The organism is Pseudorhizobium tarimense, assembly GCF_022968135.1.
Classification (GTDB): Bacteria; Pseudomonadota; Alphaproteobacteria; order Rhizobiales; family Rhizobiaceae; genus Neorhizobium; species Neorhizobium tarimense.
In genome coordinates, this window is the sequence record NZ_JALJRA010000011.1 from 1 (window position 1) to 20,191 (window position 20,191).

General features: G+C 61.1%; 19 protein-coding genes. 8 read left to right on the forward strand and 11 right to left on the reverse strand.

Annotated elements, in window-relative coordinates:
* From MUU54_RS14180 to MUU54_RS14195, 4 genes are all read right to left on the reverse strand, one after another.
* Positions 1 to 367, reverse strand: a 367-nt coding sequence (locus MUU54_RS14180; RefSeq protein WP_376742096.1) for an FAD-dependent oxidoreductase, incomplete at its 3' end; no start/stop codon positions are given.
* A 388-nt stretch (positions 368 to 755) separates the two neighbouring features.
* Positions 756 to 2,036: a CmpA/NrtA family ABC transporter substrate-binding protein gene (locus MUU54_RS14185; protein WP_247244675.1), complete on the reverse strand. Its 1,281-nt coding sequence runs from the start codon at positions 2,034 to 2,036 to the stop codon at positions 756 to 758.
* Between the two features lie 22 nt (positions 2,037 to 2,058).
* Complete coding sequence (locus MUU54_RS14190) at positions 2,059 to 2,646, reverse strand: ANTAR domain-containing response regulator (RefSeq protein ID WP_247244676.1); 588 nt, start codon at positions 2,644 to 2,646, stop codon at positions 2,059 to 2,061.
* Positions 2,647 to 2,823: 177 nt separating this feature from the next.
* Positions 2,824 to 3,648, reverse strand: coding sequence for a hormone-sensitive lipase (locus tag MUU54_RS14195; RefSeq protein WP_247244677.1), 825 nt, complete (start codon positions 3,646 to 3,648; stop codon positions 2,824 to 2,826).
* 218 nt (positions 3,649 to 3,866) lie between these two features.
* Here MUU54_RS14195 and MUU54_RS14200 point away from each other — a divergent pair, with 218 nt between their 5' ends.
* The 6 genes from MUU54_RS14200 (at position 3,867) to MUU54_RS14225 (ending at position 10,146) form a co-directional block, all read left to right on the forward strand.
* Entirely contained in the window at positions 3,867 to 5,495 is a 1,629-nt protein-coding gene (locus MUU54_RS14200) for an AMP-binding protein (protein ID WP_247244678.1), read from the forward strand.
* A gap of 174 nt (positions 5,496 to 5,669) precedes the next feature.
* Positions 5,670 to 6,806, forward strand: coding sequence for an ABC transporter substrate-binding protein (locus tag MUU54_RS14205; protein ID WP_247244679.1), 1,137 nt, complete (start codon positions 5,670 to 5,672; stop codon positions 6,804 to 6,806).
* 9 nt (positions 6,807 to 6,815) lie between these two features.
* Positions 6,816 to 7,739 carry a branched-chain amino acid ABC transporter permease gene (locus MUU54_RS14210; protein ID WP_247244680.1) on the forward strand — a complete coding sequence of 308 codons (924 nt, stop codon included), beginning with the start codon at positions 6,816 to 6,818 and terminating at the stop codon, positions 7,737 to 7,739.
* Between the two features lie 7 nt (positions 7,740 to 7,746).
* On the forward strand, positions 7,747 to 8,721 hold the full coding sequence (locus MUU54_RS14215; RefSeq protein WP_247244681.1) for a branched-chain amino acid ABC transporter permease: 975 nt from the start codon (positions 7,747 to 7,749) through the stop codon (positions 8,719 to 8,721).
* Positions 8,714 to 9,463: an ABC transporter ATP-binding protein gene (locus tag MUU54_RS14220; RefSeq protein WP_247244682.1), complete on the forward strand. Its 750-nt coding sequence runs from the start codon at positions 8,714 to 8,716 to the stop codon at positions 9,461 to 9,463. The genes MUU54_RS14215 and MUU54_RS14220 overlap by 8 nt, the downstream gene beginning before the upstream one ends.
* Positions 9,463 to 10,146, forward strand: a complete 684-nt coding sequence (locus MUU54_RS14225; RefSeq protein WP_376742097.1) for an ABC transporter ATP-binding protein — start codon at positions 9,463 to 9,465, stop codon at positions 10,144 to 10,146. The genes MUU54_RS14220 and MUU54_RS14225 overlap by 1 nt, the downstream gene beginning before the upstream one ends.
* On the opposite strand, the gene MUU54_RS14230 is transcribed toward MUU54_RS14225, so the two are convergent.
* Genes MUU54_RS14230 through MUU54_RS14260 form a run of 7 tightly spaced genes read right to left on the reverse strand, consistent with a single transcriptional unit; the run spans position 10,131 to position 18,066 of the window.
* Positions 10,131 to 12,116 (reverse strand): 3-hydroxyacyl-CoA dehydrogenase NAD-binding domain-containing protein, encoded by a 1,986-nt coding sequence (locus MUU54_RS14230; protein ID WP_247244683.1) that lies wholly within the window; start codon positions 12,114 to 12,116, stop codon positions 10,131 to 10,133. The two genes, MUU54_RS14225 and MUU54_RS14230, sit on opposite strands and share 16 nt — an antisense overlap.
* Positions 12,117 to 12,120: 4 nt before the next feature.
* Entirely contained in the window at positions 12,121 to 12,516 is a 396-nt protein-coding gene (locus MUU54_RS14235; RefSeq protein WP_247244684.1) for a RidA family protein, read from the reverse strand.
* Entirely contained in the window at positions 12,494 to 12,925 is a 432-nt protein-coding gene (locus tag MUU54_RS14240) for an acyl-CoA thioesterase (protein ID WP_247244685.1), read from the reverse strand. The genes MUU54_RS14235 and MUU54_RS14240 overlap by 23 nt, the downstream gene beginning before the upstream one ends.
* 7 nt (positions 12,926 to 12,932) lie before the next feature.
* Positions 12,933 to 14,108, reverse strand: coding sequence for an acyl-CoA dehydrogenase family protein (locus MUU54_RS14245; RefSeq protein ID WP_247244686.1), 1,176 nt, complete (start codon positions 14,106 to 14,108; stop codon positions 12,933 to 12,935).
* Between the two features lies 1 nt (position 14,109).
* Positions 14,110 to 14,955 (reverse strand): enoyl-CoA hydratase family protein, encoded by an 846-nt coding sequence (locus MUU54_RS14250; RefSeq protein WP_247244687.1) that lies wholly within the window; start codon positions 14,953 to 14,955, stop codon positions 14,110 to 14,112.
* A complete protein-coding gene (locus MUU54_RS14255) occupies positions 14,952 to 15,743 on the reverse strand; it encodes an SDR family NAD(P)-dependent oxidoreductase (RefSeq protein WP_247244688.1) in 792 nt (263 codons plus the stop codon). Before MUU54_RS14255 ends, MUU54_RS14250 begins: the two co-directional genes overlap by 4 nt.
* A 10-nt stretch (positions 15,744 to 15,753) precedes the next feature.
* Positions 15,754 to 18,066: a bifunctional salicylyl-CoA 5-hydroxylase/oxidoreductase gene (locus MUU54_RS14260; RefSeq protein ID WP_247244689.1), complete on the reverse strand. Its 2,313-nt coding sequence runs from the start codon at positions 18,064 to 18,066 to the stop codon at positions 15,754 to 15,756.
* A 170-nt stretch (positions 18,067 to 18,236) separates the two neighbouring features.
* Here MUU54_RS14260 and MUU54_RS14265 point away from each other — a divergent pair, with 170 nt between their 5' ends.
* A complete protein-coding gene (locus MUU54_RS14265) occupies positions 18,237 to 18,752 on the forward strand; it encodes a MarR family winged helix-turn-helix transcriptional regulator (protein ID WP_247244690.1) in 516 nt (171 codons plus the stop codon).
* Between the two features lie 574 nt (positions 18,753 to 19,326).
* Positions 19,327 to 20,106, forward strand: a complete 780-nt coding sequence (locus MUU54_RS14270) for a LuxR C-terminal-related transcriptional regulator (RefSeq protein ID WP_247244691.1) — start codon at positions 19,327 to 19,329, stop codon at positions 20,104 to 20,106.
* Positions 20,107 to 20,191 lie beyond the last annotated feature (85 nt).

The following is a 20,191-nucleotide window of genomic DNA, read 5'->3' on the forward strand; positions in this document are numbered from 1 at the left end:
CGCGCAAATCTTTGCCCGGCACGGGCAGGATGAAGGGCACGGAGCCTGTGGCGATGACAAGCTTGTCGTAGCTTTCGGTAACGCCGTGGTCTGATGTGACAGTGCGCGCGTTGCGGTCGATCGCGACGATCTTGTGTCCCTTGTAGAGGGTGATCCCGTGATCGACGTACCAGCCGTCACCATGAATGACGATCTGCTCGAAGGTCTTCTCCCCCGAAAGGACAGGCGAGAGCATGATGCGATCGTAGTTCACCCGCGGCTCGGCATTGAAGATGGCCACCTTGTAGCGGCCGGGCGCCTGCTCGAAGAGGTGCTCCAGCATCCGGCCCGGCGCCATGCCATTGCCGATGATGACGAGTTTTTCCATTCTGCTACTCATTGGCTTCCCTCTGTCAGAGGTGTCGGAAAACATAAAAAACGCCGCGTGGAGATCGCGCGTGCGGGACGGGCCCGAGCTGCAAAATCCTTGCGACGTCGATGTCTGCTGATGGCGCATCACTTGCGCCTTACGTCCGATCGCCGTTGATCGGTCTGTAGTTACGAATGCAAAGCGTGTGCCAGACTACGAGGAGAGTCGGAACCGATTGTTTGCACTGATAAAAAATCTCGCGCCAGCACCACCCGTGCGAGGATGTTCATGGCGCGATGCCTAATCATTCGGCTCGAAGAGGAAGCGTTGAGCTCTCGTCGTGTGCACAAGCGGCTGGCGTTTCTGGCATGGGCGAAGAAGATGGCATAGCCGTGAACCCGTGGACTTAGGTATCCTCGTCCTGGCGATGAGGTTTGCGCCATGCAACGGGGAAGCTCTCGACATAGTTCGACAGGCTGCCCGGGTCGAAGATATGTCCGTCCATGAAGCGATCGTCCGGCCGTTCGCCCTCTATTCGCAGATCTCCGTCTGCTGGAGCCGCTTCCTCACCCAATGCAGCACGGTAGAGATCCGGTCGGTAAGCGCTGGCCGCAGCCGCAGTGCCGGCTTCCGAATAAGGGACCTGCCCCCAGCGAACCATTTGGCTGTAGATCCACAGCGCATGGCTGGGGCGGGGATAGCCAGCATGGTCGGAGTGAAAGGTGAAGTAGTTCTGGATGACGCGGCTATTGCCCTTGGCGTCCAGGCTGAATTTGCCTGAGAGAACGTGGCGAATGATGTCGACAGGCGCGCTGATATGGCGGGAATCGGCCAAGGCCTCCGCGAGGCTGTCATGATTTTCCGGCTCATCGCACCAGCGTGCCGCCGCATCCAGCGCCACCAGCAGCCGCATGACCGTATCCGGCTTGCTGTCTGCCCATTCCGGCCGCATACCGAGTACTTTTTCCGGTGCAGAGGGCCAGATGTCCTGTTTGGCGGCAACGATCCGCCCTACTCCGCGCTCGGACGCCACCATGTTCCAGGGTGCGCCGACGCAAAAGCCATCGATTGCGCCAGCCGCCAGGGCATCCGAGGTCATAGGAGGCGGCACGACAACAAGGCGGACATCCGTGTCAGGGTCGACACCTCCGGCGGCCAGCCAGTAGCGGAACTCGTAGTTATGGGAGGAAAAAGGATAGGTCATGCCGAGCGTCAGCGGCGCCTCCCCCCGTTCCTTCATCGAACGGACAACCCGTGCCAGTGCTTGGGCATTTTCCAGCGCGCTCGCATCGTCGCGCAAATCAGCTTTGTGTTGCATGCGGGCGAAGAGCCGCGTGGAAAGGGTGATTGCGTTGCCACCTCGACCGAGAGAAAGCGGCGTGATCGTTGGAGACGGGTTCGACCCGAGCCCCAGCATCGAGGCGACCGGCATCGGCGACAGCATGTGGGCGATGTCGAACTGGCGAAAAGCCAGCCGGTCGCGAACGTTCGCCCAGGAAACGTCCCGCACCAGCTCCAGGCTGAGCCCTTCGCGCTGCGCGAAACCGAATTCGGCCGCGGCAATCAGAACCGAGGCATCGACGAGCGGGATGAAACCGGCCCGCAGCACCCGCGAACCCTCGTGTCTAATGCTGGCGGGGGCAGGCACGCGCGGTGCCGAGACAATGCTCTTTGTCATCATGTTCATCCTGGCTTCCTTGAACACGCCGTCACAGCAACAGCCGCGCGGCGGTCACGATGCTCTGCGCGATATCAGCCATCTTCTTCTTTTCGTTCATTGCAGACTGGCGAAGAAGCGCGAACGCCTCCTCCTCCGAAAGTCCGCGCATCTTCATCAAGATGCCCTTTGCCCGTTCGACAACCTTGCGCTCTTCCAAGGCAGAACGAGCCTCCGCCAATTCTCGCTGCAACCGGCTGAAGGCGTTGAAGCGGCTGACGGCCATGTCGAGGATGGACTTCACCCGCTCCTTCTTCAAACCGTCGACGATGTAGGCGGAGACGCCCGCCTCCACTGCAGCCTCAATAGAGGCGGTGTCGGAACGGTCAACGAACATCGCAATCGGCCGGCTGATGGTGCGGGTCAGCTGAAACAGGTGCTCCATCATGTCACGGTTGGGATTTTCGAGATCGATGATGATAACGTCCGGCTTAAGGCTCTCGATCATCCGCGCCACGCCGTGCACCTCGTGAATGACCGTAACCTGCGAATGTCCAGCTTCGCGAAGTCCCTCCTCAATGATCGAGGCGCGGATCGCATTCTCATCGATGACCAGAATTGTAAGCTCGCCCTGCACCATGCGCCATTGATGACGCAGTGCAGCAGAATTGTCTACTAATTATGCTCTAGATGGGCTCGCTTAGAAAATGTGCAGATCTCGGTGTCGCTCCGGCTGGTCAAAGGTCTTGTCATAGGTGATCGCTCGTGATCGCCGGGACTCTCGTAGCGATCGTTTTTTCGTATTGGGACGTCCAGTTCAAATCATCAGCCGCGCGACCAGAGGGTGGTTCGAGTCGAGCAGGCCGTCTAGGACGTTGAAGTGGTGGCGGTCGGGCTCTTCCACGACCTCGGTTTCAGCGCCCAAGCCCTTCCAGATGTTGGCGAGGAGGGTGTTCTGGCGCAGGAACTCCGATCGCTCTGCCGCTCCGGCCCAGCAGGTGATGCGCGTTCCGGGTAAGGGATGGAGAAGGGCGGAACTTTCACGCCGGGCTTCCTCCTCGTCTATGTTCAGTTGGTTGTTCATCGCAGTCTTCATCAGGGGACGGAGATCGTGCAGGCCTGAGACGGAGATGGTGTGAGCGATCCGCTCTCGGACGTGTGGGGGAAGTGGTGAGGTTTCGGTGACCATGCGGCTTGCAAGGTGGCCGCCCGCCGAGTGGCCGATTAGCCTGATCGGCCCTTGGACGAGATCGGCAGCTCTCTCGATCGCGGCTCCAATTTCTCTGGTGATCCCGCTGATGCGGTTGGCGGGGCACAGCGTGTAGGAAGGTATGGCCACTGCATAGCCGCAGCTTACGGCGCCATAGGCGAGATGCGACCAGTAGGACTTGTCCAATCGCAACCAGAACCCCCCATGAACGAAGACGACGAGTCCACTGGGCGCGCCTCTTGGAAGGAAGAGGTCGAGACGGTTCCGATCACCATCAGCGTAGGGGATGTCCGGGCGAGCCAGGCCCGCTGCCAACTGCGCCTCACGGAATCGCCGCGCAGGCTCTACCCAAAGACTCGGCCACCGTTCGCCTCTAGGGATGTTGGGTCCGTTTGCATAAGCGTCGTCCCAATCGATGATCTGATGCCGCATTCGTTGTACCGTCCTGGTGCGAGTCTACCTCTAGTCTTGCATCCAACGTCACCCGAAGGAAGGGGGAGGGCCGGATCTTAAAATTATTACAAACTTAAAATTTCTCTCTTGCCACCCGCTCGGACAGGTGCTTTTCTGGAGAAAAGGCAAAAATGCCGCGGCCGCTGCACCGGAGAAATTCCGAGCGGCGGACCAGAAGAACGCATGGGAACTCGACGATGAAACTGGGACCGACAGGCCATCTGGATTCGTTTGCGCGCGACAATCTTCCGCCGCCGGATCAATGGCCGGAGCTTCTTCTCGACAGCTTCGATTACCCTGAGTGGCTGAATGCCGGCGTGGAACTGACCGACCGCATGGTGGAGCGGGGCTTCGGCGATCACACCGCGCTAATCGGCAACGGTCGGCGCCGGACCTACAAGGAATTGTCCGACTGGACGAACCGGATTGCCCGAGCATTGACGGAGGACTACGGCCTCAAGCCCGGCAACCGGGTGCTGATCCGCTCCGCAAATAATCCGGCGATGGTGGCCTGCTGGCTGGCGGCGACGAAGGCGGGCGCCGTGGTGGTCAATACGATGCCGATGCTGCGCGCCGGTGAACTTGCCAAGGTGGTGGACAAGGCAGAGGTGTCGATTGCCCTCTGCGATACTCGCCTGATGGATGAGTTGGTGGCGGTGGCGAAGGAAAGCCGGTTCCTGGAAAAGGTGATCGGCTTCGACGGGACGGCCAATCACGATGCGGAACTGGATCGCGCAGCACTCGACAAGCTGGTGAAGTTCGATGCGGTAAAGACAGGAAGCGATGACGTAGCCCTACTGGGTTTCACCTCCGGATCGACGGGGGTGCCGAAGGCGACCATGCACTTCCATCGGGACATCCTCATCATTGCGGATGCCTATGCGAAGGAAGTCCTGAACGTCACGCCCGATGATGTCTTCGTGGGGTCGCCGCCGCTCGCCTTTACCTTCGGCCTCGGCGGCCTGGCGGTCTTTCCGCTGCGTTTTGGAGCGGCGGCAACGCTTCTGGAGCAGGCGACACCACCGAAGATGATCGAGATCATCGAGACCTACAAGGCGACCATCTGCTTTACCGCGCCGACGGCTTACCGCGCCATGCTGGCCGCCATGGATGAGGGTGCTGATCTGTCATCGCTGCGTGTCGCAGTCTCGGCCGGAGAAACGCTGCCGGCGCCTGTCTATGAGCAATGGGTCAGAAAGACCGGCAAGCCAATCGTGGATGGCATCGGCTCGACCGAAATGCTCCACATCTTCATCTCCAATCGACTGGATGACTCAAAGCCCGCCAGCACCGGCAAGCCCCTGGCCGGCTATGAGGCGATCGTCGTGGATGACGACATGCGTGAAGTACCCGCGGGGACGGTCGGCAAGCTTGCGGTGAAAGGCCCCATCGGATGCCGCTATCTCGCCGATGATAGACAAGGCGACTACGTCCGCGACGGCTGGAACCTCACCGGCGATTCCTTCGTCCGGGACGAAGAGGGGTACTTCCACTTCGCGGCACGTTCGGACGACATGATCGTTTCCGCCGGCTACAACATCGCTGGCCCGGAAGTCGAGGCGGCACTTCTCAAGCATGAGGCGGTTGCCGAATGCGCCGTGATCGGCGTGCCTGATTCAGAGCGCGGCCATATCGTCGAGGCGCACGTCGTGCTTGTAGATCGCAACACCGCGTGTGATGCCATGGCCAAGCTCCTGCAGGAGCACGTCAAGAAGGTTATCGCGCCTTACAAGTATCCGCGATCGATCGTCTTTACCGATGCACTGCCGAAAACGGAATCAGGCAAGATCCAGAGATTCAGGCTGAAGCAAGCGAGGGCGGCATGAGGCGGCGCATGTCGGGAAATCTGGTGTCCCGCAGCTTGGGCTGTGGACGTTCTTTTGCAAGTGTGGAAGGTATCAGCAATACCGAACGGTGATGATCCGAGCGGAAATCCGGCAGCGAGATCGAGGGGTCCGCGCCCGGGGATGGGACAATAAGAACAACTGGGAGTTCGAAAAATGAAGAAACTGATTTCTGCCGCCACTCTGGCGCTCAGCATGAGCGTATCCGGCCTCGCCGTCGCCGAACCTCTGAAGATCGGCATGATCACGACCCTTTCCGGCGGCGGTGCCGGCCTTGGCATCGATACGCGAGATGGCTTCATGCTGGCCATCAAGCAGGCCGGCAACGATGAGATCGAGGTTATCACCGAAGACGATGGACAGAAGCCGGAACTGGCTGTCCAGATCGCCGACAAGATGGTCCAGAGCGACCAGGTCGACATCCTGACTGGCATCGTCTGGTCGAACCTCCTGATGGCGGTCGCCCCAAGTGCCGTCGCCCAGGGTAAGTTCTACGTCTCCACGAACGCCGCCCCGGCGGCACTTGCGGGCGAGAACTGCAATCCGCTCTACTTCAATGCCGCCTACCAGAACGACAATCTTCATGAGGCCATGGGCGAATACGCCAACAAGGACTACAAGAAGATGTTCATCATGGCGCCGAACTATCCGGCGGGGAAGGACTCGCTGACTGGATTCAAGCGTTTCTACAAGGGCGAGGTTACCTCTGAAGTCTACACCCAGGTCGGACAGACCGATTACGCGGCTGAAATCGCGCAGATCCGCGCTTCCGGCGCCGACGGCGTCTTCGCCTTCCTCCCGGGCGGCATGGGCATCGCCTTCATGAAGCAGTATGCGCAGTCGGGCGTCAAAATCTCGATCATGGGCCCGGGCTTCTCCTTCAGCCAGGACGTGCTGGGTGCAATCGGTGATGCGGCCCTCGGTGTGAAGAACTCCGGCCATTGGGCAAAGGACCTGGACAACGAGGCGAACAAGAAGTTCGTCGAGGCTTTCCAGGCTGAATACGGGCGTCTGCCGTCGATCTACGCCGTGCAGGCCTACGATGCAGGCCAGCTGATCGCATCTGCAGCCGCCAAGGCGGACGTAAAGGACACGGAAGCTTTCCGCGCGGAGCTTCTGAAAGCTGACATCCAATCGCCACGCGGCAAGTTCAAGTTCAACATCAACCAGCACCCGATCCAGGATATCTACGTCCGCGAAGTGGTGAAGGATGGCGACGTGCTGACGAACAAAATCATCGCGCCGGTCTTCACCGATCACGAGGATGCCTACGCCAAAGACTGCAAGATGTAAGGCTGCGCGGTGACTCTCGCACTTGCTCTTGAGCAGCTGCTCAATGGCCTTCAGCTCGGCGTCATGTTGTTTCTCATGGCCGCCGGGCTGACGCTGATCTTCGGCGTCATGGGCCTCATCAATCTCGCGCATGGCTCTCTCTACATGGTCGGCGCCTTCGCCTGCGCCGCGGTGGCATCGGCGACTGGTTCCTTTTGGATCGGACTGATCGCCAGCTTCGCCTGCGCGGCGGCTGCCGGCGCCATAGTCGAGCTTCTCGTCATTCGGCGGCTCTATGACCGCGACCATCTGGATCAGGTTCTGGCGACGTTTGCGCTGATCCTGATCTTCTCTGAAGGAACGCGCTGGTTGTTCGGCTCCTTTCCGCTTTACCTCGATATTCCCCGGCTTCTTCAGGGTGCCGTAGCGCTCCCTGGCGGCGCGCAATATCCGGTCTATCGCCTGGCGATCATTGCTGCCGGGGCGCTCGTTGCCCTCGGCCTCTACCTGCTGATCGGCAAAACACGGCTGGGCATGCGTATTCGGGCGGGTGAAAGCGACCGCGAGATGATCGGCGCACTCGGCGTCGATATCCGCACCCTCTACACAGTAGTCTTCGCGCTGGGTGCCGCCCTTGCGGGCTTTGCCGGGGCCATGGTCGGTGCGCTGCAGTCGGTGCAGGTGGGAATGGGTGAACCGGTTCTGATCCTCGCTTTCGTGGTCATCGTCATCGGCGGCATCGGGTCGATCAAGGGTGCGCTCCTCGGCGCGCTGCTGGTCGGCGTTGTCGACACCATGGGGCGCTTCCTGCTGCCGCAGGTGCTGGCATTGTTCGTGCCGCCTTCCCAGGCGGGGCTGATCGGCGGGGCGGCGGCTTCCATGCTGATCTACGTCATGATGGCGCTCATCCTTGCGGTGAAGCCGCGCGGGCTCTTCGCCGCTGCCCATGCGTGAGGGCGTGATGCTGACCCGCGAAACCATCGTCAACATTGTCCTGGCTGCGCTGCTGCTGGCAGTCCCGCTCGCTGCCAATGCTTCCGGGCAGCCGTTCTACGTCACGATTGCGACGCGCGTTGCCATCTTGGCGCTTGCGGCAACCGGCCTCAACCTTGCTCTTGGCCTCGGGGGACTCGTGTCCTTCGGCCATGCAGCCTTCTTCGGGATCGGCGGCTATGCTGCCGGCATCCTGGCCAGCCATTCCTTTTCCGGCGAGCCGCTGCTCTTCGGCCTGTCCGGCACGAAGCAGATGCCGCTGATCTGGGTGGTGGCCATGCTCGTCGCGGGGCTGGTTGGGCTCTTGATCGGCACGATCAGTCTGCGGACGTCAGGCGTCTACTTCATCATGATCACGCTGGCCTTCGCGCAGATGGTCTACTACTTCGCCATTTCCTGGCCAGCCTATGGCGGCGAGGACGGCCTTTCGATCCTGGTGCGCAACCAGTTCGCAGGCGTGAACACGATGAAGCCGGTGAGCTTCTTTCTGATCTGCTATGTGCTGCTGATGCTCGCCCTTGGCCTCTTCGTGCTGGTCCGTGGATCCCGTTTCGGCTCCGCCTTGCAGGCGGCCCGCCAGAACGAGGTCCGGGTCGCGACGGTCGGGATCGCGCCTTACCGCATCCGCCTGACGGCCTTTGCCATCTCCGCCGCGATGACGGGTTTGGCTGGCGCTTTATATGCCGATCTCAACCGCTTCGTCAGTCCGTCCATGCTGTCCTGGCATATGTCGGGCGAACTCATCGTGCTGATCATCCTCGGTGGTACCGGGCGGTTGTTTGGGCCTCTCGCGGGTGCCGCGCTGTTCGTCATCTTCGAATATCTCCTCGGTGGATTGACGGAGCGGTGGCAGTTTTTCCTCGGGCTCATCCTGCTCGCCACCGTGCTCTTTGCGCGGGGCGGGCTTTTGGGGCTGCTGGCCGGAAAGGCCCGTCATGGCTGAGCCGGTTCTTGAACTCTCCGATCTCGTGAAGAACTTCGGCGCGCTGAGGGCGACGGATCATGTTTCGATCGACCTGAAGCCGGGCGAGATCCACGCGTTGATTGGGCCGAACGGCGCGGGGAAGTCCACGCTGATCCACCAGATATGTGGCACGGTCAGGCAAGATTCCGGGACGATCCGCTTTGCAGGTCAGGACATCGGCCATCTCGGCGTAGCAGAGCGTTCGCGCCTTGGGCTTGGCCGCACCTTCCAGGTGTCCTCGCTTGCGCCGGAGTTTTCGGCTTTGCGCAACGTGATGCTGGCCGTCCAGGCGCAGCAGGGAACGAGCTTTGGTTTCTTCAAGCCGGTGATGCGCGACGCTTCCTTGATCGATCGCTCCATGGCTATGCTCAAACGGGTTGGCCTGCAGGACCGGGCGCGTCTTGCGGCCGCCGAGCTCTCCCACGGCGAGCGCCGGCAGTTGGAGATTGCAATCGCTCTTGCATTGAACTCGAAGGCCTTCCTGCTCGACGAGCCGATGGCCGGCATGGGGCCGGAAGGATCGAAGTCCCTGACAGGGTTTCTCGACACCCTTCGGCAGGAAGCGCCAATCCTGCTCGTGGAGCACGACATGGATGCGGTTTTCGCACTGGCGGATCGGATTTCGGTGCTCGTCTACGGCCGCATCATCGCCACCGGGACAGTAGAAGAGATTCGGCGTGATCCCGCCGTAAGGGCCGCTTATCTGGGAGATCACGCCTGATGTTGCTCGACGTCTCGAAGATCGAAGCGTCCTATGGTGCAAGCCAAGCGCTGTTCGGGGTGGACCTCGCGGTTGCGGAAGGCGAGGCTGTCGCACTGATGGGCCGCAACGGCATGGGCAAGACGACCACCATCAGGGCGATCTGCAACCTTAATCCGCCACGCGCTGGGTCCGTCCGGCTGGCGGGTACGGACCTGAAGGGAAAACCGTCCCATCGCGTCGCAAAGCTTGGAATCGGGCTGGTGCCTGAGGGGCGTCGCTGCTTCCCCAATCTGACGGTGCACGAGAACCTGGTTGCAGCCGCGCGACCGGGAGCCTGGACGCTCGACCGCGTGAATGTACTTTTCCCGCGTCTCGCGGAGCGCCATGCCCAAATGGCGCGGTCGCTTTCGGGCGGTGAACAGCAGATGCTGGCAATCGGGCGGGCGCTGATGACAAACCCGCGTCTGCTGATCCTCGACGAAGCCACCGAAGGTCTCGCGCCCGTCATCCGGCAGGCTATCTGGGCAGCGATCCGCAAGCTGAAGGCAGAGGGGCTTTCAATCCTGGTGGTCGACAAGACGCTGTCCGAACTTCTACCAGTCGCAGACCGCTGCGTGATCCTCGAGAACGGCAGGAGCGTCTGGCAGGGCCCGCCGGCCGCATTGACCGCTGATCTGCAGGACCGCTATCTGGGTGTCTGAGCCGTAGCGAACATCGGCCCGCCCTTGAAGGCCGGGAAACCGTAGCCGTTGATCATCACCAGATCGATGTCGCTGTCGCGAGCAGCGATTCCTTGCTCAAGGAGATTTTTGCCTTCTTCCGCCATGGCGGCAAGCAGGCGGTCGATAATCTCGCTGGCGGTGAAGCTGCGGGGAGTGATGCCCTTCTTCGCACGACACTGCGCGATGATCTCGGTCACGTCCGGATCAACCTGCCGCGTGCCTTCTGGATAAACGTACCAGCCTCGCCCGGCCTTCTGGCCGAGACGCCCGGCCTCGCAAAGACGGTCAGCGATTTCCACATAGCGCTCCCCCGGATCGCGCGTCGCCGCCTGACGCTTCCGACGCGCCCAGGCAATCTCCAGACCTGCCATGTCGTAGACGGCGAAGAGGCCCATTGGAAAGCCATAGTCCTCCAGCGCCGCGTCGATCTCATGCGGCAGGGCGCCATCCTCCAGCATGCATTCGGCCTCACGTCGATAGGCGGAAAAGATGCGGTTGCCGATGAAGCCTTCCGTGACACCGGTGACGATCGCTAGCTTGCGAAGCTTCTTGGCAAAGGCAAGTCCGGTAGCGAGAACATCGCGCGCGGTACGGGCGCAGCGGACAACTTCCAGGAGCCGCATGACATGTGCGGGCGAGAAAAAATGTAGGCCGAGGACCCGCTCCGGATGGGCCGTCGCTGCGGCGATTTCGTCCGGGTTGAGGTAGCTCGTGTTGGTGGCCAGGATGGCGTCCGGCGGGACGACCTTGTCCAGCCGGCGGAAGAGGTCGATCTTTACGTCCAGATCATCGAAGACGGCTTCGACAACCAGGTCGCAGGGTTCCAGATCTGCGTCCGATGAGGTTACCGCCAAGCAGTCGCGCTGCGCATCGAACGTCTCTTGATCGATACGGCCAGCGGCGAGATTGCGCTGCAGGAGCTCGATAATCCGCTCGTGACCCTTTGCCGCCGCCTCTGTCGTCTGGTCGAGACCGATCACACGATATCCGGCACCCAGTGCGGCTACGGCGATGCCACTTCCCATCAGCCCGAGGCCGGCAATGCCAACCGTGTCGACAGGACGTGGGTTGATACCTTCCAGTCCGTCGACCTTGGAGGCTATCCGTTCGGCGAAGAAGACATGTCGCAGCGCTGCGGCCTCTGCACTATGCCGCAGGCTGAGGAAAGTTGCGCGTTCGTCGGCGAGGCCTTCCGTCAACGGTCGAACGGCGGCTTCCACCAGGCAGACGGCCTCGATGGCAGCTCTTTGCCCGCGAGCCTTTGCCAGGATCTTGGTCTTCGCGGACTCGATCGCTGAAGGATCTGATGGCGGCAGCTGCAGCTCGCCAGTCCGGCGGAAGTCTGTTTCGGCAAGACGGTGAGCAGCGGCCACGGCCGTGTGCAGCAGGTCAGCCTCTGCGATCTCGTCCACGAGACCCAGAGAACTAGCTTCCGTCGCTTCCACACTGCGGCCGCTTCCGATGATATCGATCGCGGCCGGAACGCCGATCAAGCGCGGCAGACGCTGTGTGCCACCGGCACCCGGCACGAGGCCAAGCTTTACCTCCGGGAGGCCAAGTTGCACGCCGGGAGAGGCAACGCGGAAGTGGCATCCAAGCGCCACCTCCAGTCCGCCTCCGAGAGCCGCACCGTTGATCGCGGCGACGACCGGTTTCTCAAGCCGTTCGATATGCTCAATCACCGACGGCAGGAGCGGCTCTTGAGGCGGCTGGCCCAATTCCCTGATGTCGGCGCCACCGATGAAGGTCTTGCTGGCGCCCGTGATTACGATGCCTGCGATGTCAGGGGCGGCTTCACCATGAGAGAGTGCCCTCTCAAGCCCGCTACGCACATCCGCCGACAGTGCGTTGACAGGCGCGTTGTCGATCGTGACGAGCAGTATTCCGCTTCCGCCCTCATCGACGAGTCCGGCTGAAACGGTTGCGGAAAATTGTGTCACTTCGGCCATTGTTCTATTCCGGAATGACGGCTGTCGCCTGGATCTCGATCTTCGCTCGGTCTTCGACCAGTGCCACAACCTGCATCGCGGCCATGGCCGGGAAGTGCCGACCGACGACTTCTCTATACACCCGGCCAATGCCCTTCAGGTTGCCGAGATATTCAGCCTTGTCGATGAAGTACCAGGTCATGGTCGTAATGTGCTCTGGCTTGGCACCGGCCTCGGCCAGCACGGCAACCACGTTCTCCAGCGCTTGCTTGACCTGGCCGATGAAATCGTCGGTTTCGAATTGGCATTGACCGTTCCAGCCGATCTGACCGCCGACGAAAACCTGGCGGCCGCTGGCGGCGATGCCGTTGGAATAGCCGATAGGCTTGGCCCAGCCCTCAGGCTGAAGGATCGTGTGCATTGCTTGTCTCCAGATGCAGTGTCAGCGCTTCGCGTATGTCGTCGGGCCAGGGGATGGCTTTCGTGGTGTCGTGCGATGTCAGAACCAGCCGTTGTTGTGCCAACCAGAGCGTGCGTCCTTCAGCCTTGACGACATGATCGAGATCGACGGAGGTGCGTCCAAGCCGAACAACCGTCACTTCGAACTCCATTAGGTCTCCATGGAGACCTGGATTGTTGAAGGTGAGGTGCAGCGTCACCGTCGGCAGGCCAAGCCGGCGCTGCTTGATGAGCTCGGGCCATGGAAAGCCAATGACGCCAAAGAACTCTTCGTAGACCCCGACTAGGATATTCAGGTAGGATGGGAAATACGCGATGCCGGAAGGATCGCAGTCGCCGAAGTTCAGCCGGCGCGTCGTGGTGAAAGCCATCCCCGCCTCACGCCTTCAAGAGTTCACGAGCGATGATGAGCTTCTGGACTTCGGTCGCGCCCTCGTAGATCCGCAATGCTCGGATCTCGCGATACAGGCTCTCGACCATCTCGCCGCTCTTTACTCCGCGTCCACCAAACATCTGAACGGCCCGATCGATCACTTGCTGGGCATTCTCGGTCGCGACCATCTTGGCCATAGCAGCTTCCTTGGTGGTAGGCAGTCCCTGAACGTCGCGACGCCAGGCGGCGCGGTAGGTGAGGAGGGCGGCTGCATCGATCTGCGCTGCCATGTCACCGAAGGCGGCTTGTGTCAGTTGCAGGTCGGCGAGAGACGATCCGAACATTGGGCGGTTCTTGGCGTGGGCCAGCGCCTCGTGCACTGCCCGGCGCGCGAATCCGATCGCTGCTGCCGCAACCGAGGCGCGGAAGATATCGAGGGTGCGCATGGCGATCTTAAATCCTTCGCCCGGGCTGCCGAGAAGGCGCTCGGCCGGGATACGGCAGTTTGCGAAGCGAATCGTTGCCAGCGGATGCGGGGCAATGACGTCGATTCGTTCAGCCATTGAGAAGCCAGGATCGTCGGCATAAACGACGAAGGCGGAGATGCCATGGGTGCCGGGTGCCTCGCCGGTACGGGCGAAGACGGTGTAGACATCGGCGATCCCGCCATTGGAGATCCAAGTCTTTTCGCCGTCGAGGATATAGTGGTCGCTTTCCTTGCGCGCGGCACAGGCCATGGCGGCGACATCGGAGCCTGCGTCCTTCTCCGACAAGGCGAAAGCGGCGATCCAATCGCCAGAGCGCGCCTTCGGAAGCACCGTTCGACGCAACTCGTGCGAGCCGGAAAGACATATCGCGCCCGTGCCGAGGCCCTGCATGGCGAAGGCGAAGTCCGCCAGGCCATCGTGCCAAGCGAGCGTTTCCCGGGTGAGGCAGGCTTCGCGTGAGTCGACGGGCCGCTGTCCGCCTGCTCCGGTCGCCGCGTCCAACAAACCCGCTTCGCCGAGTGAGCGAACGAGGCCGCGGCAGGCGCGATCGGTGTCGGCATGGTCGATGCCGGAAAGCGCGCCGGAAGCGGCGTAGCCGTCCAGCTTGGCCGCCAATACTTTGTGGCGGTTGTCGAAGAAGGGCCAATCGAGATGCTCGCGCGTGGGGCCGGCAAGCGATGTCGGTGCCGCCATCTCAATTCCCCTCGAACACCGGCCTGCGCTTTTGCGCAAAGGCTTCGAAGGCACGGCGGAAGTCCTTGGTGGCCATGCAAACAGCCTGCGCCTGGGCTTCCGACTCGATCATCTCATCGATACCCATGGCCCATTCCTGGTTCAGCATCGTCTTGGTCATCGTGTGGGCGAACCATGGCCCGTCCGCAAGCGACTGCGCCAGCTTCAGCGCCTCCGCCTCAACCGTCTCATGCGCATGAAGGGCGTTATAGAAGCCCCAGGCGTGTCCCTCCGATGCGCTCATGGAGCGACCGGTAAACAAGAGTTCGGCAGCACGGCCTTGTCCGATGATGCGCGGCAGTATCCCGCAGGCGCCCATGTCGGCACCCGCAAGACCGACGCGGGTGAAGAGAAAGGCCGTCTTCGCTTCCGGCGTCGCCAAACGCATATCCGAAGCCATGGCGAGAATGGCGCCGGCACCGGCGCAGATCCCATCGACCGCAGCAATGATCGGCTGAGGGCACTTGCGCATTGCCTTGACGAGATCGCCGGTCATACGGGTAAAGGCAAGGAGATCGGGCATCGGCATCTGTGTCAGCGGCTCGATGATCTCGAAGACGTCGCCCCCAGAAGAGAAATTTCCTCCCGCGCCCGTCAACACCACTGCGCGAACATCGGAAGCGTAGGCTAGATCCCGGAACAGATCCCGTAGCTCGGCATAGCTCTCGAACGTAAGTGGGTTCTTGCGGTCTGCCCTATTCAAACGAACTGTGGCGACACGTCCGTCCTCGCTGACATCCCAGAGGAAATGCCGTGCTTCGTAATCCTTGAACGGGCGCAGGTGCCCTGCCATGGAAACCGTGCTCATCCTGCCAATACCTCCCCACCGGCGATGGCGATCGCCTGACCGTTGATCGAACCTGCAGCGGGCAATGCCAGCCACAGAACGGCGTCTGCGACTTCCTCCGGCTTGATTAGCCGCCCCTGCGGGTTGCTTCTCGTGAATTCCTTCAGCGCGTCTTCCCGGCTGCGGCCGGTTTTCGCCATGATCGTCTCGATCGCCTGGGCGATCAGCGGCGTGTCGGTGAAGCCAGGGCAGACTGCGTTGACTGTGATGCCCTTCTGGGCAAGCTCCAGCGCGAGCGATCGGGTGAGGCCGATAACGCCATGTTTTGCTGCCGTGTAGGCGGAGACATAGGCGTAGCCGGTAAGGCCGGCAGTCGAGGCGATGTTGATGATACGGGCACCTTCGCCACGCAGCTTCAGGTCCGGCAGCACCGCTTGCGTGACCTGGAAGACACCAGTCAGGTCGACGGCCATGACCCGGCTCCACATTTCAAGCGAAGTCTTCTCGAAGGGCGCGCTGGGGGCCTCTCCGGCGTTGTTGACGAGGATGTCGATGGGGCCGAAGGCAGCGCGAGCGGCTTGCAGCCCCCCCGCGATCGCGTCTGCACGGGTGACATCGAAGCCATGAGCGGCTTGAACTTGCGAGGTGCCGATCTGCTCTGCCAGAGCCTGTAGCGGTTCGGCGCGACGCCCGGCCAAGGTGACGCGGGCACCTGCGGCAGCGAGAGCTGTCGCGATCGCGGCGCCGATACCACTGCCGGCGCCGGTTACCAGGACATGGCGCCCTTCCAGCTTTCGGGTTGCCTCCATCAGCCGATCCTCATTTCGCTGCCGCGGCACGCGCGAGATTGCTCTCGTATTGCTGCTTGCCAGAGTAATACTGCTTCGGCCAGGCGACGTCGGTCATTCCTATGCGGGCGGCCTCGTGCAGCACCCAGGCTGGATCAGCAAGATGCGGGCGGGCCACGGCACAAAGATCAGCGCGGCCTGCTGCAATCACCGAATTGGCATGATCCGCCTCGGAAATGGCGCCGACGGCAATAGTCGGGATGCCGACCTCGTTGCGGATCTTGTCGGAGAAGGGTGTCTGGAAAAGGCGCCCGTAGATCGGCTTTTCTTCCTTCCACACCTGGCCCGACGAGCAGTCGATCATGTCGGCGCCGGCGTCCTTGAACATCCGGGCGAAGATCGCCGCATCGTCCGGCGTGTTGCCGCCCTCGAACCAGTCGTGGCAAGAAAGGCGCACCGAGATCGGTTTATCTTCTGGCCAGACCGCACGGATTGCATGGAAGATCTCCAGCGGATAACGCGCTCGGTTCTCGTGGCTGCCGCCGTATTCGTCGCTCCTAAGGTTGGTGAGCGGCGACAGGCAGCTCGAGAGCAGGTAGCCGTGGGCGCAGTGAAGCTCCAACCAGTCGGCGCCGGTGCCCGCAGCGAGTTGCGTGGCGCGGACGAAATCCGCCCTTACCCGATCCATGTCGTCGCGGTCCATCGCCTTCGGGACCTGGCTGTTCTTAAGATAGGGGAGGGCGGAGGCTGAGATCAGCGGCCAGTCGCCCGTCTGAAGCGGCTGGTCGATCCCTTCCCACGCAAGCTTGGTCGCACCCTTTCGTCCGGCATGGCCAAGCTGGACGCCGACCTTGGCCGCACTGTTGGAATGAACGAAATCCACGAACCGCTTCCAACCCGCAGCCTGCTCCTCGTTCCAGAGGCCGAGGCAGCCGCGTGTGATACGGGCATCGGGCGATACACAGGTCATCTCGCCGAAGACGAGGCCTGCGCCACCGAGCGCGCGGGCGCCGAGATGGACGAGATGGAAGTCATCCAGCACGCCGTCCTTTGCCGAATACATCGCCATAGGCGACATCACGATGCGGTTCTTCAGGGTTACGCCGCGTATGGTGTAGGGTGTAAACATCGGCGGTGGCACACGTCCATCGGCAGAGGGTTCGACGCCTGCCTCCCTTGCAAACCAGCGCTCGTACCCCTCCAGCCATGTCCTGTCGCGCAGCCGTAGGTTCTCGTGGCTGATGCGCTGAGAACGGGTCAGCATAGAATACATGAACTGCTCGGGCGGCAGCGTGTCAGCATAGCGTTCGCCCACGACCTCGAACCATTCCATTGCGTTGCGCGCCGCATTCTGGATGCGGGCCACGTCGACGCGCCGGATTTCCTCGTAGGTCTCGAGGACCGACGTGATCTGCTCCTTCGTATGGCCGCGCTTGTTGAACTGGTTGGTGAGCTCGATCGCGTCGTCGATCGCGAGCTTTGTGCCCGAGCCGATGGCGAAGTGAGCAGTATGGGCGGCATCGCCCATCAGCACGACGTGCGAACGGCCGGTGAAGTGGCTCCACTTGCCGCAGATGAGGCGGTTGAAGTTCAGCCAGGCCGACCCGCGCAGGTGCCGGGCATTGGTCATCAGTTCGGCGCCTTCGAGAACCTCGGAGAACAAGTCCTGACAGAACTCGATGGAGGCCTGCTGGTCCATTCTCTCAAGGCCATGCTTCTCGTAGGCCTCTTCCGTCGTCTCCACGATGAAGGTCGAGGTCTTGTCGTCGAACTTGTAGATGTGCGCCTGGAACCAGCCGTACTCGGTCTTGCGGAAATCGAAGGTGAAGGCGTCGTAGAGCTTGTTGGTGCCGAGCCAGATGTAGCGGTTCGGCCGTGTCACGAGATCGGGCTCGAATACCTCTTGATAGCGGTTGCGGATCTTCGAGTTGAAGCCGTCCGAGGCGATGATGAGATCGGCATCCGGATAATCCTGGTCGCTCGTCACCTCGGTCTGGAAGACGAGCTCCACGCCCAGCGCCTCGCAACGGCGCTGCAGGATGTTGAGGAGCTTTTTTCGGCCAATGCCGACGAAGCCGTGGCCGGACGTGCGCTGGCGGGTACCCTTGAACGACACCTCAATATCGTCCCAGCGGTTGAAGGCGTCCTCGATCTCCGCCGCGCTCTCGGGATCCCACACGCGCATCGCTTCCATCGTCGCATCGGAGAAGACGACGCCCCAGCCAAAAGTGTCGTAGGGACGGTTACGCTCGATCACGGAGATTTCGTGCGAGGGGTTTTGCTTCTTCATCAAGAGGGCGAAATAGAGCCCCGCCGGGCCGCCGCCGATGCAGACGATGCGCATCAAGTTATCCCTCCCAAGTTCCCGCTTTGTTATTTTAAGTTTAAACTATATGGTTGAAAGCTCGCTCGTCAAGCCACTCGTGACGCAAACGTGCGGCGGTGCTCGCAGTCTTTGACAACTGCGGAAGCGGTTCGTAACAGTTCATCGCCATCAAACGAGACGCAACGGACATGATCGACCACCACGCAGCAAGCCCCGACATGGAGCTGATCGTGCACGGGCCCAGCGGCCGGAACAAGCCGGAGACCCGTCTCTGGCTTCGTATGCTGTCGACGACGCGGTTGATCACCAACGAGATCCGCAGGCGCCTTAGATCGCAGTTCGGTGCGACCTTGCCGCAGTTCGATTTGATGGCCCAGCTGTACCGGGAAGAGGCGGGGCTGCGCCTCGGTGAGCTCTCCCGGCGAACCATGGTGACCAACGGTAATATCACTGGTCTGGTGGAGCGGCTCGAGGCAGATGGGCTGGTCAAGCGCACCACGCATGACCAGGATCGCCGCGTCACCGTCGCCAAGCTCACCCCGGCCGGCATCGACCGTTTCCTGTTGATGGCCGCCGCACACGAAGAGTGGCTGCGCGAGCTCCTGCAGGATGCCGGCGACGAAGCTGTGCAGTCCCTCTGGGTCAACATCGGGTACCTCAAGGCTTCCGTGTCCGCCCATCTTTCAGGCGAAGAAGCGGAATAGGCATGGGATCGGCCCCTTGACGCTCCTTCCTGTCTGAGCGATCCGCAGTTGTGGCAGAGAGAGCTCGTCTTTCGCAGCTTCTGTTCCTGAGGCCCCACCTTCTATGTAGCCGCTGGGTCGTAGCCGCCTGACGTAGACCAAATAATCTTTAGATCGGTGGACAGCTTTCAACTCGCTGTCAGTTGATGAAGTTTCTCATCACAGGCGACCTCGTTGAAGAGAAGTGTGCGCTTGATCAACGCGGAGGCGATCCGGCGGCGGCGTTCTGATCGCGGAGTAGGGGCAGCCGAACTTGGGCTACGAGTCGAAGGTGCTTCCCTGGACGGGACGCTGAGGTGGAACCGCGGCGCTCGGGGTTCGAGGCGCTCAGGTGAGCAATCGCTTTCCTCATGAGTCGAAGGCAAGGCAGTTCTTTGACGATAGTCAATAATTTAACAATGACTTAATCAGTGTGGACAGATATATTCCAAAGTAGTAGGTTGGATTACAGCTCGACGTGGATCTACGGGGGGTCGCAAGTAAGGCAGTGAAAATCGGAGAAAAGCCGTAACTTCTGATCTTGGAGGGGGAAACTATGGACACCATCGCGAGTGCATATGGAATAACTCCTTCGCGGGTAATGCGATCTGGCAAGGAGGGGCATGAGAGCGCAGTTGATGTGGATGGTTTTGTCTCGCCGGAACCCGGCAGAAGCTGTCTGTTGCTTCTAGACAGTCGAACGCTCGACCGCGAATGTCTAGCGAAAGCGCTGATCGGCCGCGGGCTTGACAAGCAAGTGATCGCCATTGGTTCGATTGACGAGTGGAACAGGGAAAAGGACCTCTATCCTTCGATAGACGCGGTCCTTTTCAATATCGGCGGACGTCATGCAGACGATCCGTTCATGGGGCGAGACATGGCGTATCTGCAGGCGGAGTTCCCCTCTTTGCCGATCGTTGTCTTGTCAGACTCGGACGAGCTGTCGCATGTGCTGAAGATGCTGGAACACGGGGCTCGAGGTTTCATTCCCTCATCCGTGGGCGTCGCGGTATGTATCGAAGCACTTTCCTTGGCCATGGCAGGCGGTATTTTCATCCCAGCCAGTGCGGTGCAGGCCATGCGTCACCTCGTGGCTGAACCATCTGGGTCTGATGCTCGATGCCTGAACGGCATGTTTACTCCGCGTCAGGAGGCCGTATTGGATGCCCTTCGAAAGGGGAAGGCAAATAAGATCATTGCCTACGAGCTGAACCTCCGCGAGAGCACCGTAAAGGTGCACATCCGGAACATAATGAAGAAGCTTAACGCGAGAAATCGTACAGAAGTGGCGTATAAGCTGAACGATCTGTTCTACAAGGCAAATCAGAAGCACTAGCGCTTCAGGCGCGGAATGCTATCAGGTAGTCAGAAGGCCTCTACTGCAGCGAAGCACTACTTACTCCTTGAATAAGATGTGCGCC